Origin of the sequence: Pseudomonas sp. Root401, from assembly GCF_001425105.1 — a bacterium.
GTDB classification, from domain to species: Bacteria; Pseudomonadota; Gammaproteobacteria; order Pseudomonadales; family Pseudomonadaceae; genus Aquipseudomonas; species Aquipseudomonas brassicacearum.
Map to the genome: position 1 here is coordinate 471,354 of NZ_LMDO01000012.1, position 14,536 is coordinate 485,889.

Genomic DNA, 14,536 nt, shown 5'->3' on the forward strand with positions numbered 1-14,536 from the left:
AAGATCGCAGGCTTCGCCAGCTCCTACAGAACCGAGCGGGAGCAAACTCCCTCGCCACAGAGTGTTCCTTGGCTGAGAAAATCAGGCCGGCTCGACCATCCCGATAAAATTCGCCAGTTCGGCCGTCTGCGGATTGGCGAACAGCACCTTGGGATCGCCCACCTCATGCACCTTGCCCTGGTGCATGAACACCAGCTTGTCGCCGACTTCCCGGGCAAAACGCATTTCATGGGTGACCATGATCAGCGTCATGCCTTCCTTGGCCAACTGGCGCACCACGCTGAGCACTTCATTGACCAGCTCCGGGTCCAGGGCCGAGGTGATTTCGTCGCACAGCAGTACCTTCGGCGACATCGCCAGCGCCCGGGCAATCGCCACCCGTTGTTGCTGGCCGCCGGACAAACGATCCGGGAAGGCATCGAATTTCTCGCCGAGCCCGACCCGTTCCAGCATCTGCCGCGCCAGCACGGCCGCCTTGGCCTTGGGCACTTTTTGCACAACTTGTGGCGCGAGCATGACGTTCTCGCCCACCGTCAGGTGCGGGAACAGGTTGAACTGCTGGAACACCATTCCGACTTTCTGCCGCAGGCTGCGCAGGTCGGCGCGGGCCGCATCGAGGTATTCGCCGTCGACTTCGATCACGCCATCGTTGATCGATTCCAGGCCGTTGAGGGTGCGCAGCAAGGTGGATTTGCCCGAGCCGCTGCGGCCGATGATCGCCACCACCTGGCCTTCCTCGACACTCAGGTCGATGCCTTTGAGCACGTGATGATCGCCGTAGTATTTATGCAGGGCGGTAATTCTAAGCAGAGGCATGCAGTCTCCTTTCCAGGTAGCGCGCACTGAGGGACAAGGGGTAGCAGAGCAGGAAATAACCGAGGGCGACCAGGCCATAGACCATGAACGGCTCGAACGTGGCGTTGGCGAGCATGCCGCCGGTCTTGGTCAGTTCGGTAAAGCCAATGATCGAGGTCACGGCCGTGCCCTTGACCACTTGCACCGAAAAGCCCACGGTCGGCGCCACGGCGATGCGCAGGGCCTGGGGCAGGATCACGTAGCGCAACTGCTCCAGCGGGTTGAGGGCCAGGCTCGCCGAGGCTTCCCACTGGCCGTGGGAAATCGAGTCGACACAACCGCGCCAGATCTCCGCCAGGTAGGCGCTGGTAAACAGCGTCAAGGCAATTGCCGCCGCCATCCAGGGGGAAATCTCCACCCCGGCCAGGGCCACGCCGAAGAACACCAGGAACAACTGCATCAACAGCGGTGTGCCTTGGAACAGTTCAATGTAGGTACGGGCGATGTTGCGGGGCAGGGCGCTCTTGGAGATGCGCAGCACCATGATCAGCAAACCGATCACGCCGCCACCGATAAACGCCACCAGCGACAGCGCCAGGGTCCATTGCAGGCCGGTGAGCAGGTTGCGCACCACGTCCCAGAAAGTGAAATCGCTCATCGGCCGCTCCCGTTGCTGTTTTTGTACAGGCAGCGGCGGCCCACCCAGTTGAGGAACTGGCGGATCAACAGCGCCATGCACAAGTAGATGAGCGTGGTCAGCGCATAGGTTTCGAACGCGCGGAAGTTACGTGACTGGATGAAGTTGGCGGCAAAGCTCAACTCTTCGGTGGCGATCTGCGAACAGACCGCCGAGCCGAGCATCACGATGATGATCTGGCTGCTCAACGCCGGCCAGACCTTGCCCAGCGCCGGCAGCAGCACCACGTGGCGGAAGGCCTCGAAGCGGCTCATCGCCAGGGCCGCGGCGGCTTCCAGTTGCCCCCTTGGGATCGCCTGGATGCCGGCGCGAATGATCTCGGTGGAGTAGGCGCCGAGGTTGATCACCATCGCCAGCACCGCCGCCTGCCATTCGGAAATCTGCAGGCCCAGGGACGGCAAGCCGAAGAAGATGAAAAACAGCTGCACCAGGAACGGCGTGTTGCGGATCAACTCCACGTACACGCCGAAGATCGCCGCGAACGGACGAATGTTCCACGCCCGCACCACGGCCCCGACGATGCCCAGGCTGACCCCGAGCAACGTGCCGATGGCCGTCAGTTCCAGGGTGAACAGCGCACCGCGCAACAGCAGCTCGGTGTTTTGCACCACCGGTAGAAAATCGAACTGATAAGCCATGCTCAGCCTCTCAAGCGACGGTCAGAGATCGGCCGGCAGCGGCTGCTTGAGCCAGGTCTGGGAGTTTTTCTCCAGGCTGCCATCGGTCTTGGCGGTGGCGAGGATCTGGTTGACCTTGTCCAACAGCGCCGGCTCGTTCTTGTTCACGCCCACGTAAACCGGCGAGTCCTTGAGTTTTACCTTCAGCGCCGGAACACGCTTGGGGTTGCGTTCGCTGATGGCGACCATCACCACGTTGCCGCTGGCGATCAGGTCGACCTGGCCGGCCAGGTAGGCGGCGATGGTCGAATTGTTGTCTTCGAAGCGCTTGATGGTGGTGCCTTCGGGGGCGACCTTGGTCAGCTCGATGTCTTCGATGGCGCCACGGGTGACGCTGATGGTCTTGCCCTTGAGATCGTCCAGGTTGTTGATGGCGGCGTCAGGCGGGCCGAACACGGCCAGGTAGAACGGCGCGTAGGCGCTGGAGAAGTCGATGACCTTCTCCCGTTCCGGGTTCTTGCCCAGGCTGGAAATCACCAGGTCGACCTTGCCGGTGGTCAGGAAGGGGATGCGGTTGGTGCTGTTGACCGGCGTCAGCTCAAGCTTGACCTTGAGCTGGTCGGCCAGCAGTTTTGCGGTGTCGATGTCCAGGCCGCGGGGTTTCATGTCCGGGCCTACCGAACCGAATGGCGGGAAGTCCTGGGGCACGGCGACCTTGAGGGTGCCACGCTTGACCACGTCTTCCAGGCCATCGGCGTGGGCGGGTAGCTGACAGAGCATCAGGCTGGCAAACAGGGCTGTGAGCAGGGCGCTGCAACGCTGAATCATGGCGAATCTCCGCAATCGGTGATGTGATTTCTGCGTTCGGACAGAGCACAGGCCATGCCAAGGCGACTTTTCAGCGGCCCAAGCCGCGGTTTTGCTGGTGGGGAGCGGTCTTACTGGTCTGAACAGTCATGGCGTTTTTCGCACCGTTATCGGGCGTCGGTATTTGTCGCCGAACCCTGCTGGGGCACGACTTGCCGGGCGCGGCGAATAGCTTTACAACTAGCCGCTCACTGGCCCGGTTCGTCTTAAAAATCATGAATTCCATCGCTCGCGCCGTTCCTGAAGTGGCCCTGCAAGCCATCCGCAAACTGATCGTCGATGAAGGCTTCGGCCCGGGCGATGCGTTGCCGTCGCAACGGGACCTGGCGCTGCAATTGGGGGTGAGCCGGGCGTCGCTGCGCGAAGCGCTGTCATCCCTCAGTGCCCTGGGCATGATCAGCGTGCAGCCGGGCAAAGGGGTGTTCGTGCAGGCCCTGGTAGAGGCCTCGCGCAGCGAATCGGCGCCGGGCTGGCCGTTCGCGGCCCAGGCCTCGCCAGTGGATATCTTCCAGTTGCGCTACGCCCTGGAGGGTTTCGCGGCGGGGTTGGCGGCGGTGACCCTCAGCGCCGATGAGCTGGACATGCTGCAAGACAATGTCGAAGCCATGCGCCGGGAATTGAAGACCGGCGATTTCGACGCCGCTGCGCGGCTGGATTTCGAATTTCATCGGCGAATCCTGTTGGCCAGCGGCAACCAGGCGATGCTGAGCATCCTTACTGCCAGCGCCGACATCTTCCTGGAAAGCCAGAAACTACCGTTCATCAGGGCGGAGCGGGCGATGGAAACCTGGCAGGAGCATCGCAAGATCCTTCGCGCCCTGGCCCGTCGGGCTTCAGGCGCTGCGCAAAAAGCCATGCAGGAACATGTACGTAACGCTGCACTGCGTACCGGGATTTCCTTCGTCGCCCCCGCGGCTTCGTGACCTCGGCCATACCCAAAGCCATCGACCGCCATAGCGAGACTCAATCAACTGCGGCTTCCTGAACCCGGGAAGGGCCGCTATGATGGGCCACGTTTTTTTGCTGACAACCCCGGAGATTTCCATGAGCAGCGATCTGATCAAACACGTTAGCGACGCTAGCTTCGAGGCTGACGTACTCAAGGCCGAAGGCGCGGTACTGGTCGACTATTGGGCTGAGTGGTGCGGTCCCTGCAAAATGATTGCCCCGGTCCTGGACGAGATTGCCGAGACCTACAAAGGCAAGCTGACCGTTGCCAAGCTGAACATCGACGAAAACCAGGAGACTCCGGCCAAGCACGGCGTGCGCGGTATCCCGACCCTGATGCTGTTCAAGAACGGCAACGTCGAAGCCACCAAAGTAGGTGCGCTGTCGAAGTCGCAACTGGCTGCTTTCCTCGACGCCAACATCTAAGCGCCGAATGCCACTGGAAAAGCCCCGCAAATCGCGGGGCTTTTTCGTTATTCGGGGCTAGACGCTTGCAAACCCAGGTGGTACATTCGGCCCCGCACTGGTTTCTCCATTGCCCCCTGCAAGCCGTCGCCGACGCTCTCCTTTCGAATAAGTACGCGATCCTGTCGCCTTCTCCGCGGCGCGGCCTCATTAAGCCAAAAGCTTAATTTCCCCCCTCCATAAATGATTACGTCATTCCTATATGAATCTGACTGAACTCAAGCAAAAGCCGATTACCGAACTGCTCGAATTGGCCGAACAGATGGGCATAGAAAATATGGCCCGTTCGCGCAAGCAGGACGTGATTTTCTCCCTGCTCAAGAAGCACGCGAAAAGCGGCGAGGAAATCTCCGGTGATGGCGTGCTGGAGATTCTCCAGGACGGCTTCGGCTTCCTTCGCTCCGCAGACGCTTCCTATCTCGCCGGCCCAGACGATATCTACGTCTCGCCGAGCCAGATCCGTCGCTTCAACTTGCGCACCGGTGACACCATCGTTGGCAAGATTCGCCCTCCGAAGGAAGGCGAGCGTTACTTCGCCCTGCTCAAGGTCGACACGATCAACTTCGATCGTCCGGAAAACGCGAAAAACAAGATTCTCTTCGAGAACCTGACCCCGCTGTTCCCGACCGTGCGCATGAAGATGGAAGCCGGCAACGGTTCCACCGAAGACCTCACCGGTCGTGTCATCGACCTGTGCGCACCCATCGGCAAGGGCCAGCGTGGCCTGATCGTGGCGCCGCCGAAAGCGGGCAAGACGATCATGCTGCAGAACATCGCGGCCAACATCGCCCGTAACAACCCTGAAGTTCACCTGATCGTGCTGCTGATCGACGAACGTCCGGAAGAAGTGACCGAGATGCAGCGCACCGTGCGCGGCGAAGTGGTCGCCTCGACGTTCGACGAACCGCCGACCCGCCACGTGCAGGTTGCCGAAATGGTGATCGAGAAGGCCAAGCGCCTGGTCGAGCACAAGAAGGACGTGGTGATCCTGCTGGACTCCATCACCCGTCTGGCCCGTGCCTACAACACCGTGATCCCGAGCTCCGGCAAGGTGCTGACCGGTGGTGTCGATGCCCACGCGCTGGAAAAACCGAAGCGTTTCTTCGGCGCCGCGCGGAACATCGAGGAAGGCGGTTCGCTGACCATCATCGCCACCGCGCTGGTTGAAACCGGTTCGAAGATGGACGAAGTGATCTACGAGGAATTCAAGGGCACCGGCAACATGGAGCTGCCTCTGGATCGCCGTATTGCCGAGAAGCGTGTGTTCCCGGCCATCAACATCAACCGTTCCGGCACACGCCGCGAAGAGTTGCTGACCGCCGACGACGAGTTGCAGCGCATGTGGATCCTGCGCAAGCTGCTGCATCCGATGGATGAAGTCGCCGCCATCGAGTTCCTGGTCGACAAGCTGAAGACGACCAAGACCAACGACGAGTTCTTCCTGTCGATGAAACGCAAGTAACACGAAGCAACGCTTCAAAAAAGAGCGCCCTTAACAGGGGCGCTCTTTTTTTTGCTGAAGTTTGTATCAAAATCGACACTTTTAAAGGCCGGCAGTGTCCTTCCTGTTGGTATTGTATATTTTAAGGCAACGAGCGTTATGCACACATTTGGCAATCGCCGTGATATCGACGGCTTGAGGGCCTTGGCTGTTATCCCGGTGGTGTTGTTTCATTTCGGCTTCAGCACGTTCAGCGGCGGCTTTGTCGGGGTCGATGTCTTCTTTGTCATTTCCGGGTTCCTGATAACCAGCATCCTGTTCCGTGAGATCAGTGCGCAGCGTTTCAGCTTCGTCGATTTCTGGGCCCGACGTGCGCGACGTATCCTTCCGGCTTTGAGCCTGGTGCTGTTGGTAACCTTGGCCCTGGGCTGGTCGCTGCTGACGGCAAAGGACTTTTCGGAACTTGGCCGGACGGTTCGTTATCAGTCGCTGTTCATTTCAAACATCTTGTTCATGCGTGAAGACGGCTACTTCGAGCCAGCGTCAGACCTGAAGCCGCTGCTTCATACCTGGTCATTGGCTGTCGAGGAGCAGTACTACATTTTCTTTCCGCTGCTGATGGTGTTGTTGATGCGTCATGTGCGTCATTGGCGCTGGATGCTGTTTGCCGTCTTGCTGATTTCCTTCGGGCTGAACATCGCTTATATCGACCGCAAGCCTGACGTCGCTTTTTTCTCCTTGCCGACACGCGCCTGGGAGCTGTTGTGCGGTGCGATGCTCGCGGTATTGCCCACCTCCAGACACGCTGTGAGGCCGTGGCTCTATCAGTTGGCGGGTGTGGCCGGGTTGGCGGCGGTGCTGCTGGCTGTTTTCACCTTTGACAGGACTACGACGTTCCCGGGTTGGGCCGCTCTACTGCCTGTTCTCGGCGCCACCGCGCTGATTTGGTCCGGGGCGCAGGGTTCGACCTGGGTCGCTCAACTGCTCGGTGCCAGGGTGCTCGTCTGGATTGGTTTGATTTCCTATTCCCTTTACCTGTGGCATTGGCCGGTCTATGTCTACGCCAATGCTGTTTCCATCGACGGTATCGAGCATCTGGAGGCGGTGGGCTGGATGTTGCTGGCGTTGAGTCTTGCCTGGCTGAGCTGGCGTTTCGTCGAACTTCCGTTTCGTGAGAAACGCTTGCTGCCCGGACGCAAGCCTGTGTTGGTAGGAGGTTTGCTGGCCATGGTTGCCCTGGCGGTGACAGGCTCGGTGGTGCGTTCGGCGGATGGCTTTCCACAACGCCTTACCGGCAAGGCGCTGGAATATGCGCAGGCGTTGGATTGGAAGGCCGGGCAGATGGAATGCATGCTGGTGACCTCGGACAAGAGTCTGGACAAGGCGTGCCTGATTGGCGGGAGCAAAGAAACCCCGGCGACTCAACTGTTCTGGGGTGACAGCCATGCCGCGGCGTTGTTGCCGGCGATTGAAGATAACGCCACACGTGAGGGGCGCCCGGTATGGCTCTACAGCATGAGCGCCTGCCCGCCGATCCTGAGCGACGATCTGCGTCAGCGTTGCAGGGATTTTAACGAAAACACCATGGAGCAGGTTCGCCGTCTGCAGATCAAAGATGTGGTGCTGGCCTCCAATTGGAGTCTTTACGTTTACGGTCGCGAGGATGGCGACAAGAAGGTGTTGCTCAATCCTCGTGACAACAGGGGCGAGGCCGAGGCGCGTATGGCTGCGGCGCTCAAGGCACGGGTGGCAATGTTGAGGGAGGCGGGCGTGCAAGTGTGGTTGTTCAAGGAAGTCCCGTTGCAGCGCAAGGGGGCTATCAGTCGATTGACCAGCCTGGCCCGTGTCGGGCGTTCGGCCGAGGGGTTGGGGCGTCCACTGCAGGAACACTTGGCACGCCAGGGGTTTCTAAGTGCCTTGTTCGATTCGATGAGCGCTGCCGATCCGGGGGTGCATGTCATCGACCCGACCCCGCTGATGTGTTCGGGCCAAATCTGCAGCATAGAGGTCAACGGCTATTCTCAGTACAGGGACGAGGATCATCTGTCTGACCTTGGCAGCGCCCGGCTGAGCCCATTGTTTACCCCGATGCTGCTGGGTACGACTGACAATTGATCGCGGCCATGCATGCTCGGGCTGCTGTTTGGACGTTAGAGCAGGTAGGATGTACGCCTATTTTCGGGGTGGCATCTCAATGAAATTCAAGGATCTTCGGGATTTCGTGCAGCAGCTTGAGCAGCGCGGCGAGTTGAAACGCATCCAGGTTCCCATCTCTCCAGTGCTGGAGATGACGGAAGTCTGCGACCGTACGCTTCGGGCCAAAGGCCCGGCGCTGTTGTTCGAAAACCCGACGGGCTACGACATTCCGGTCTTGGGCAACCTGTTCGGCACGCCGGAGCGCGTGGCCATGGGCATGGGCGCCGAAGCCGTCAGCGAACTGCGCGAAATCGGCAAGCTACTGGCGTTCCTCAAGGAACCCGAGCCGCCCAAAGGCCTGAAAGACGCTTGGTCCAAACTGCCGATTTTCCGCAAGATCATTGCCATGGCGCCGAAAGTCGTCAAGGACGCGGTTTGCCAGGAAGTGGTGATCGAGGGCGATGATGTCGACCTGGCCATGCTTCCAGTGCAGACCTGTTGGCCGGGCGACGTGGGGCCGCTGATCACCTGGGGCCTGACCGTGACCAAAGGCCCGAACAAGGATCGCCAGAACCTGGGCATCTATCGTCAGCAGGTGATTGGTCGCAACAAGGTCATCATGCGCTGGCTGAGCCATCGCGGCGGTGCACTGGACTACCGTGAGTGGTGTGAAAAACACCCCGGCCAGCCATTCCCGGTGTCGGTGGCCCTGGGCGCGGACCCGGCGACCATCCTCGGCGCCGTCACGCCGGTGCCCGACAGCCTCTCCGAATATGCGTTCGCCGGCCTGTTGCGAGGCAACCGCACCGAGCTGGTGAAATGCCGCGGCAACGACCTGCAAGTGCCGGCCACCGCCGAGATCATCCTCGAAGGGGTGATCCATCCTGGTGAAATGGCCGATGAAGGTCCGTATGGCGACCACACCGGCTACTACAACGAAGTCGACAGTTTCCCGGTGTTCACGGTCGAGCGCATCACCCATCGGATCAAGCCGATTTACCACAGCACCTACACCGGTCGTCCGCCTGATGAGCCGGCTATTCTGGGGGTGGCGCTGAACGAAGTGTTCGTGCCGATCCTGCAGAAGCAGTTTCCGGAAATCACCGATTTCTATTTGCCGCCGGAAGGCTGTTCGTATCGCATGGCCGTGGTGACCATGAAGAAGTCGTATCCGGGGCACGCCAAGCGGGTGATGCTTGGTGTCTGGTCGTTTTTGCGACAGTTCATGTACACCAAGTTCGTTATCGTCACTGACGACGATATCAACGCACGGGACTGGAACGACGTGATCTGGGCCATCACCACGCGCATGGACCCCAAGCGCGACACGGTGATGATCGAGAATACGCCGATCGACTACCTCGACTTCGCCTCGCCGGTGTCCGGCCTGGGGTCGAAGATGGGGCTCGATGCCACGCATAAATGGCCCGGTGAAACCACCCGTGAGTGGGGCCGGGTTATCGTCAAGGATGAGGCCGTTACCCAACGGATCGATGCCATCTGGAATCAGTTAGGAATAGATTGATGCGTGTAACCTTGCAGCCTTCCGGGGCGGTGCTGGAGATCCGGCCCGCCGAGCGGATTCTCGATGGCGCGCGGCGCCTGGGCTATGAATGCCCGCAAAGCTGCCGCAACGGCAACTGCCACGTCTGTGGCGCGTTGTTGGTGGAAGGCCGCGTGGAGCAGGCGGGCGAGGTGCGCGATCATGGTGAGATCTTCACCTGCATCGCCGAGCCGCTGGAGGACTGCGTGGTGTTGTGGGATGGCGTGCTTTCGCCGGGTGAGCTACCGGTGCGCAACCTGGCGTGCCAGGTGGTCGAGTGCGCCGACATGGGAGGCGATGTCTGGCGCGTGCACCTGCGGGCGCCGGCCGGCAAGCCACCGCGCTATCACGCCGGGCAGTACCTGATGATCGAACGGGAGAACGGCGAAAAATCGGCCTTCTCCCTGGCCTCGGCGCCGCATTCGGGGCGCGAGCTGCAATTGCACGTATTGGTGCGCGAAAGCAGTGCACAAGCCTTGCTGGAGCAACTGCGGCGCAACCCCAGCGTGCGTATCGAGATGCCTTTTGGCGACACGCATTTGTCCGAACTGCCCGATGGACCGTTGGTGTTGATCGCCGCCGGAACCGGCATGGCGCAGATGCACAGCCTGATCGAGCATTGCCGGGCAGCGGGTTTCAAGCACCCGGTGCACCTGTATTGGGGCGTGCGCCGGCCGGAAGATTTCTATGAAATCGAGCATTGGGACGAATGGAAAAAACTGCCGAACCTGTTCCTGCATAAAGTCGTCAGCGACTTGTGCGGCTGGAAAGGGCGCTGCGGCATGCTCCACGAAGCCGTGTGCGAGGACATCAGCGATCTTTCCGGCGTGCACGTCTACGCCAGCGGCTCGCCGGCCATGATCTACGCCACGCTCGATGCGCTGGTGGAAGCCGGAATGGACGCCCATCAAATGCGCGCCGACGTGTTTGCGTATGCGCCGCGGGCTTGAGCCACTCTTGAAATTTGCCTGAGGTCTGCTTTTGTGGCGAGGGAGTTTCCGCTTTTTGGGAGCAAGGCTTGCCCGCGAAACAGGCAACTTGGTCTCTGAAAGACCGCATCGCTCTCATCGCGGGCAAGCCTTGCTCCCACAGGGTTATAGGCCTGACGATATATCGATTCAATATTTAGCGCGCGCCTTAGATGTCGTTAAGGTATATGCCAACATCATAGGCAGGAGTGGCATCCAACTTGCCTTGATCTCTATGTGCGCCAGCATCATGACGGCGCGCGACCGAACTCTTTGACCCGCGAGGAGCCAACCGCTACCGGCCATGACCGCTATCGAATCCGCCATTACCTGTGCCTTGTACCCGCCACGACTCGAGCTGGGGCCGCAACTGACCCGTGAGCAATTGCTCGCCTCGATGCAATTGACCATGAGCCTCCACCAGGGCGGTCCGGTCTGGCTGTTCGCGTACGGTTCATTGATCTGGCGGCCCGAATGCACGGCGGTGGAGCGGATGCGTGGCCGGGTCCATGGTTATCATCGCGGTTTGTATCTGTGGTCCCACGAACATCGCGGTACGCCGGAGTTGCCGGGGCTGGTGTTCGGGCTGGATCGCGGCGGCTCGTGCAGCGGTTTCGCCTACCGATTGCCGGAGGAGAACCTCGAGGATTCGCTGTTTGCCCTGTGGCAGCGCGAGATGCCGGTCCCGTCCTATCGCCCGCACTGGCTCAGTTGCCGTCTCGAGGATGGCAGCCGGGTGCAAGCCTTGGGGTTCGTGCTGGAGCGACACCTGCCCAGCTATGCCGGCAACCTGCCGGACCATGTGCTGAGCCAGGTGTTTGAAAGCGCCTGTGGGCGTTACGGCACCACTCGCGATTACGTCGAGCAGACCATCCACGCCCTGCGCAGCCACGCCATGCCAGACCGGAATCTGGAGGCGCGGCTCAAACGCTGCAAATCAGCGCTGGATCAGGCGACCGCTTCGCGGCTCTGACTGGCGATCTGCTTGTGCCACAGGGTAGGCGCGAGGAAGGCCATCGCCAGCAGGCAGGCACCGATCAACAGCACAAAACCACCGTTCCAGCCAAAATGGTCCACGGTGTAGCCCATGGCGGCACTGGCCGCGACCGAACCACCCAGGTAACCGAACAAACCGGTGAAGCCTGCGGCGGTACCAGCGGCCTTCTTCGGCGCCAGTTCCAGTGCCTGCAAACCGATCAGCATCACCGGGCCGTAGATCAGGAAACCGATGGAAACCAGGGCAATCATGTCGACGGCGGGGTTGCCGGCCGGGTTCAGCCAGTACACCAACGTCGCCACGGTCACCAGGGCCATGAACACCATGCCGGTCAGGCCACGGTTGCCGCGGAAGATCTTGTCCGACATCCAGCCACACAGCAGCGTGCCGGGAATGCCCGCCCACTCGTAGAAGAAATAGGCCCAGGAACTCTTGTCCACCGTGAAGCCCTTGGCTTCCTTGAGGTAGGTCGGCGCCCAGTCCAGCACGCCGTAGCGCAGCAGGTAGACAAACACGTTGGCCATGGCGATGTACCAGAGCATTTTGTTGCGCAGCACGTATTTGACGAAGATTTCCTTGGCGCTGAATTCGTTCTCGTGACTGGCGTCGTAGCCTTCCGGGTAGTCGTTCTTGTATTTCTCGATCGGCGGCAGGCCCACCGATTGTGGGGTGTCGCGCATGGTCACGAAGGCAAACACCGCAACGACGAGTGCTACAGCGGCGGGCACATAGAATGCCGCGTGCCAATCATTGAACCAGCCCATCCCCAATAGGAACAACGGGCCGATCAGGCCGCCGCCGACGTTGTGCGCCACGTTCCACACCGACACCACGCCGCCGCGTTCTTTCTGCGACCACCAATGCACCATGGTCCGTCCGCTGGGCGGCCAGCCCATGCCCTGGGCCCAGCCGTTGATGAACAGCAGGATGAACATCATGGTCACGCTGGAGGTTGCCCAGGGCGCGAAACCGAACACGAACATCACCCCTGCCGAGACCAGCAAGCCAAAGGGCAGGAAATAGCGCGGGTTGGAACGGTCGGACACCAGGCCCATCAGGAACTTCGACAGCCCATAGGCGATGGCGATGGCCGACATGGCCAGGCCCAACTGACCGCGGGTGTAACCCTCGTCGATCAGGTATGGCATGGCCAGGGAGAAGTTCTTGCGCAGCAGGTAATAGCCGGCGTAGCCAATGAAAATCCCGGCGAAGATCTGCCAGCGAAGGCGTCGGTAGGTGCTGTCTATTTTTTCTTCAGGCAGGACTGCCTGGTGTGCGGCAGGTCGAAAGAAAGCAAACATTCAAGAGCTCCAAATTTCTTGTTTTGACTGCGGATGCGAATGTTACAGTTTCGTTACCGAAAATAGCATCGGTTCGCATCAACAAAAAAGCCGGAATGTTGGAGATCTTGTGTTCTTTTATGAACATGTCGCTCAGGTATAAATGAAGGGCGGTATGGGAATGGCGGGACCGGGTCGTAGGGCTTCGACCCGGTTTAAAAAAGTTCAGGTAAGCAATCAGCGAACCTGAATCACCACTTTTCCGACCGCCTTGCGTTGGCCAAGATCATTGATGGCTTGTGCGGCATTGCTCAGCGGGTACACCTGCGACACCAGCGGCTTGAGCTTGCCCTCGGCAAACCAGCCGAACAATTGCCGGAAGTTGGCGGCGTTGTCCTGGGGCTGGCGCTGGGCGAAGGAGCCCCAGAACACGCCCACCACGGCGGCGCCCTTGAGCAGCGCCAGGTTCACCGGCAGTTCGGGGATGCGTCCGCTGGCGAAACCGACCACCAGCAACCGGCCGTTCCAGGCGATGGCGCGGATGGCCTGGTCGAACAGGTCGCCACCCACCGGGTCGTAGATCACATCGGCACCCTGGCCGTCCGTGAGACGCTTGATTTCATCCTTCAGGCTGGTTTCGGTGTAGTTGATCAATTCGTCAGCGCCGGCCGCCTTGGCCACGGCGAGTTTCTCCGCGCTGCTGGCAGCGGCGATCACCCGGGCGCCCATGGCCTTGCCGATCTCCACCGCCGCCAGGCCGACACCACCGGATGCACCGAGCACCAGCAGGGTCTCGCCGGGTTGCAGGTTGGCCCGTTGCTTGAGGGCGTGCATCGAGGTGCCGTACGTCATGCTGAAGGCGGCGGCGGTGTTGAAGTCCATGGACGCAGGAATCGGCAACACGTTGTAGCCAGGTACCGCCACCTGTTCGGCAAAGCTGCCCCAGCCGGTCAGCGCCATCACCCGGTCGCCAACCTTCAAGTGGCTGACTTTCTCTCCCACTTCGCTGACCACGCCAGCGGCTTCGCCGCCGGGGGAGAACGGGAAGGGTGGCTTGAATTGGTATTTGCCCTCGATGATCAACGTGTCAGGGAAGTTCACCCCGGCGGCATGCACGTCCAGCAGCACTTCGTTTTTCTTGGCGACGGGGCTGGCGACGTCTTCCAGCACCAGCGATTCGGCGGGGCCGAATTCTTTGCACAGCACGGCTTTCATCAGGGCTATTCCTTTGGGAGTGATGGCCGATAAGTGTAGGTGTGAGAGACAACGGGTCAACGAGCATGCCCTGCCCTGATAGCCGGCTATAAGCTTGTGCTTGAACGGCGGGGCGGTATGCTGGGCCGCAAACCGGATGAGGAATCAATTGTGAAAGCGTGGATCATGTTGATGCTGGCCCTGTCGTTGCCTGTGGCAGCGATGGCCGAAGAGGGCAAGGAAGCGAAGGAAGGCGAGGCGCCGAAGGTCAGCTACATCACCCTCAGCCCACCCTTTGTCGGCAACTATGGGCTCGACGGTTCGGCGAAGCTGAGGGTCTACAAGGCCGATGTGGCCCTGCGCGTGACCGGTGACGCCGCCGCTGCGGCGGTCAAGGCCAACGAGCCGCTGATCCGCAACCAGTTGGTGGCGCTGTTCGCCCAGCAGACCACCGAGGCCATGAATAACCTGGAAGCCAAGGAAAAGCTGCGCCAGGAAGCGTTGAAGCAGACCCAGCAGGTGATGAGCGACGAAACCGGCAAGCCGATGGTCGATGACCTGTTGTTCAACAATCTGATCATTCAGTAA

Annotated in this window: 14 protein-coding genes; 8 read left to right on the top strand and 6 right to left on the bottom strand. The window is 60.5% G+C overall.

Annotated elements, in window-relative coordinates; translation table 11 throughout:
- Positions 1 to 81: 81 nt before the first annotated feature.
- From ASC85_RS12025 to ASC85_RS12040, 4 genes are read right to left on the bottom strand one after another with little or no spacing between them, the layout of a single operon-like run.
- Positions 82 to 816 (bottom strand): amino acid ABC transporter ATP-binding protein, encoded by a 735-nt coding sequence (locus tag ASC85_RS12025; protein WP_057449467.1) that lies wholly within the window; start codon positions 814 to 816, stop codon positions 82 to 84.
- Positions 803 to 1,453, bottom strand: coding sequence for an amino acid ABC transporter permease (locus tag ASC85_RS12030; protein WP_003206735.1), 651 nt, complete (start codon positions 1,451 to 1,453; stop codon positions 803 to 805). Before ASC85_RS12030 ends, ASC85_RS12025 begins: the two co-directional genes overlap by 14 nt.
- A complete protein-coding gene (locus ASC85_RS12035; protein WP_057449468.1) occupies positions 1,450 to 2,130 on the bottom strand; it encodes an amino acid ABC transporter permease in 681 nt (226 codons plus the stop codon). Before ASC85_RS12035 ends, ASC85_RS12030 begins: the two co-directional genes overlap by 4 nt.
- 21 nt (positions 2,131 to 2,151) lie before the next feature.
- A complete protein-coding gene (locus ASC85_RS12040; RefSeq protein WP_014340791.1) occupies positions 2,152 to 2,937 on the bottom strand; it encodes a transporter substrate-binding domain-containing protein in 786 nt (261 codons plus the stop codon).
- A 254-nt stretch (positions 2,938 to 3,191) separates the two neighbouring features.
- Here ASC85_RS12040 and ASC85_RS12050 point away from each other — a divergent pair, with 254 nt between their 5' ends.
- The 7 genes from ASC85_RS12050 (at position 3,192) to ASC85_RS12080 (ending at position 11,450) form a co-directional block, all read left to right on the top strand.
- The gene (locus ASC85_RS12050) at positions 3,192 to 3,899 is read left to right on the top strand and encodes a FadR/GntR family transcriptional regulator (protein WP_057449470.1); all 708 of its coding nucleotides are present in this window, start codon (positions 3,192 to 3,194) and stop codon (positions 3,897 to 3,899) included.
- Positions 3,900 to 4,020: 121 nt separating this feature from the next.
- Positions 4,021 to 4,350: a thioredoxin TrxA gene (gene trxA, locus ASC85_RS12055; RefSeq protein WP_003206727.1), complete on the top strand. Its 330-nt coding sequence runs from the start codon at positions 4,021 to 4,023 to the stop codon at positions 4,348 to 4,350.
- 241 nt (positions 4,351 to 4,591) lie between these two features.
- Entirely contained in the window at positions 4,592 to 5,851 is a 1,260-nt protein-coding gene (gene rho, locus ASC85_RS12060) for a transcription termination factor Rho (RefSeq protein ID WP_003206716.1), read from the top strand.
- Between the two features lie 138 nt (positions 5,852 to 5,989).
- Entirely contained in the window at positions 5,990 to 7,945 is a 1,956-nt protein-coding gene (locus tag ASC85_RS12065) for an acyltransferase family protein (RefSeq protein WP_057449471.1), read from the top strand.
- Between the two features lie 79 nt (positions 7,946 to 8,024).
- Positions 8,025 to 9,491 carry a 4-hydroxy-3-polyprenylbenzoate decarboxylase gene (gene ubiD, locus ASC85_RS12070; protein ID WP_057449587.1) on the top strand — a complete coding sequence of 489 codons (1,467 nt, stop codon included), beginning with the start codon at positions 8,025 to 8,027 and terminating at the stop codon, positions 9,489 to 9,491.
- On the top strand, positions 9,491 to 10,459 hold the full coding sequence (locus tag ASC85_RS12075) for a CDP-6-deoxy-delta-3,4-glucoseen reductase (protein ID WP_057449472.1): 969 nt from the start codon (positions 9,491 to 9,493) through the stop codon (positions 10,457 to 10,459). Before ubiD ends, ASC85_RS12075 begins: the two co-directional genes overlap by 1 nt.
- A 322-nt stretch (positions 10,460 to 10,781) precedes the next feature.
- On the top strand, positions 10,782 to 11,450 hold the full coding sequence (locus ASC85_RS12080) for a gamma-glutamylcyclotransferase (protein ID WP_057449473.1): 669 nt from the start codon (positions 10,782 to 10,784) through the stop codon (positions 11,448 to 11,450).
- On the opposite strand, the gene glpT is transcribed toward ASC85_RS12080, so the two are convergent.
- Together glpT and ASC85_RS12090 are read right to left on the bottom strand one after the other, a co-directional pair.
- Positions 11,426 to 12,775 carry a glycerol-3-phosphate transporter gene (glpT, locus tag ASC85_RS12085; protein ID WP_057449474.1) on the bottom strand — a complete coding sequence of 450 codons (1,350 nt, stop codon included), beginning with the start codon at positions 12,773 to 12,775 and terminating at the stop codon, positions 11,426 to 11,428. The genes ASC85_RS12080 and glpT overlap by 25 nt on opposite strands.
- 216 nt (positions 12,776 to 12,991) lie before the next feature.
- Entirely contained in the window at positions 12,992 to 13,969 is a 978-nt protein-coding gene (locus ASC85_RS12090) for an NADPH:quinone oxidoreductase family protein (RefSeq protein WP_057449475.1), read from the bottom strand.
- 150 nt (positions 13,970 to 14,119) lie between these two features.
- Between ASC85_RS12090 and ASC85_RS12095 the strand changes: the two genes are divergently transcribed.
- On the top strand, positions 14,120 to 14,536 hold the full coding sequence (locus ASC85_RS12095) for a flagellar basal body-associated protein FliL (protein WP_057449588.1): 417 nt from the start codon (positions 14,120 to 14,122) through the stop codon (positions 14,534 to 14,536).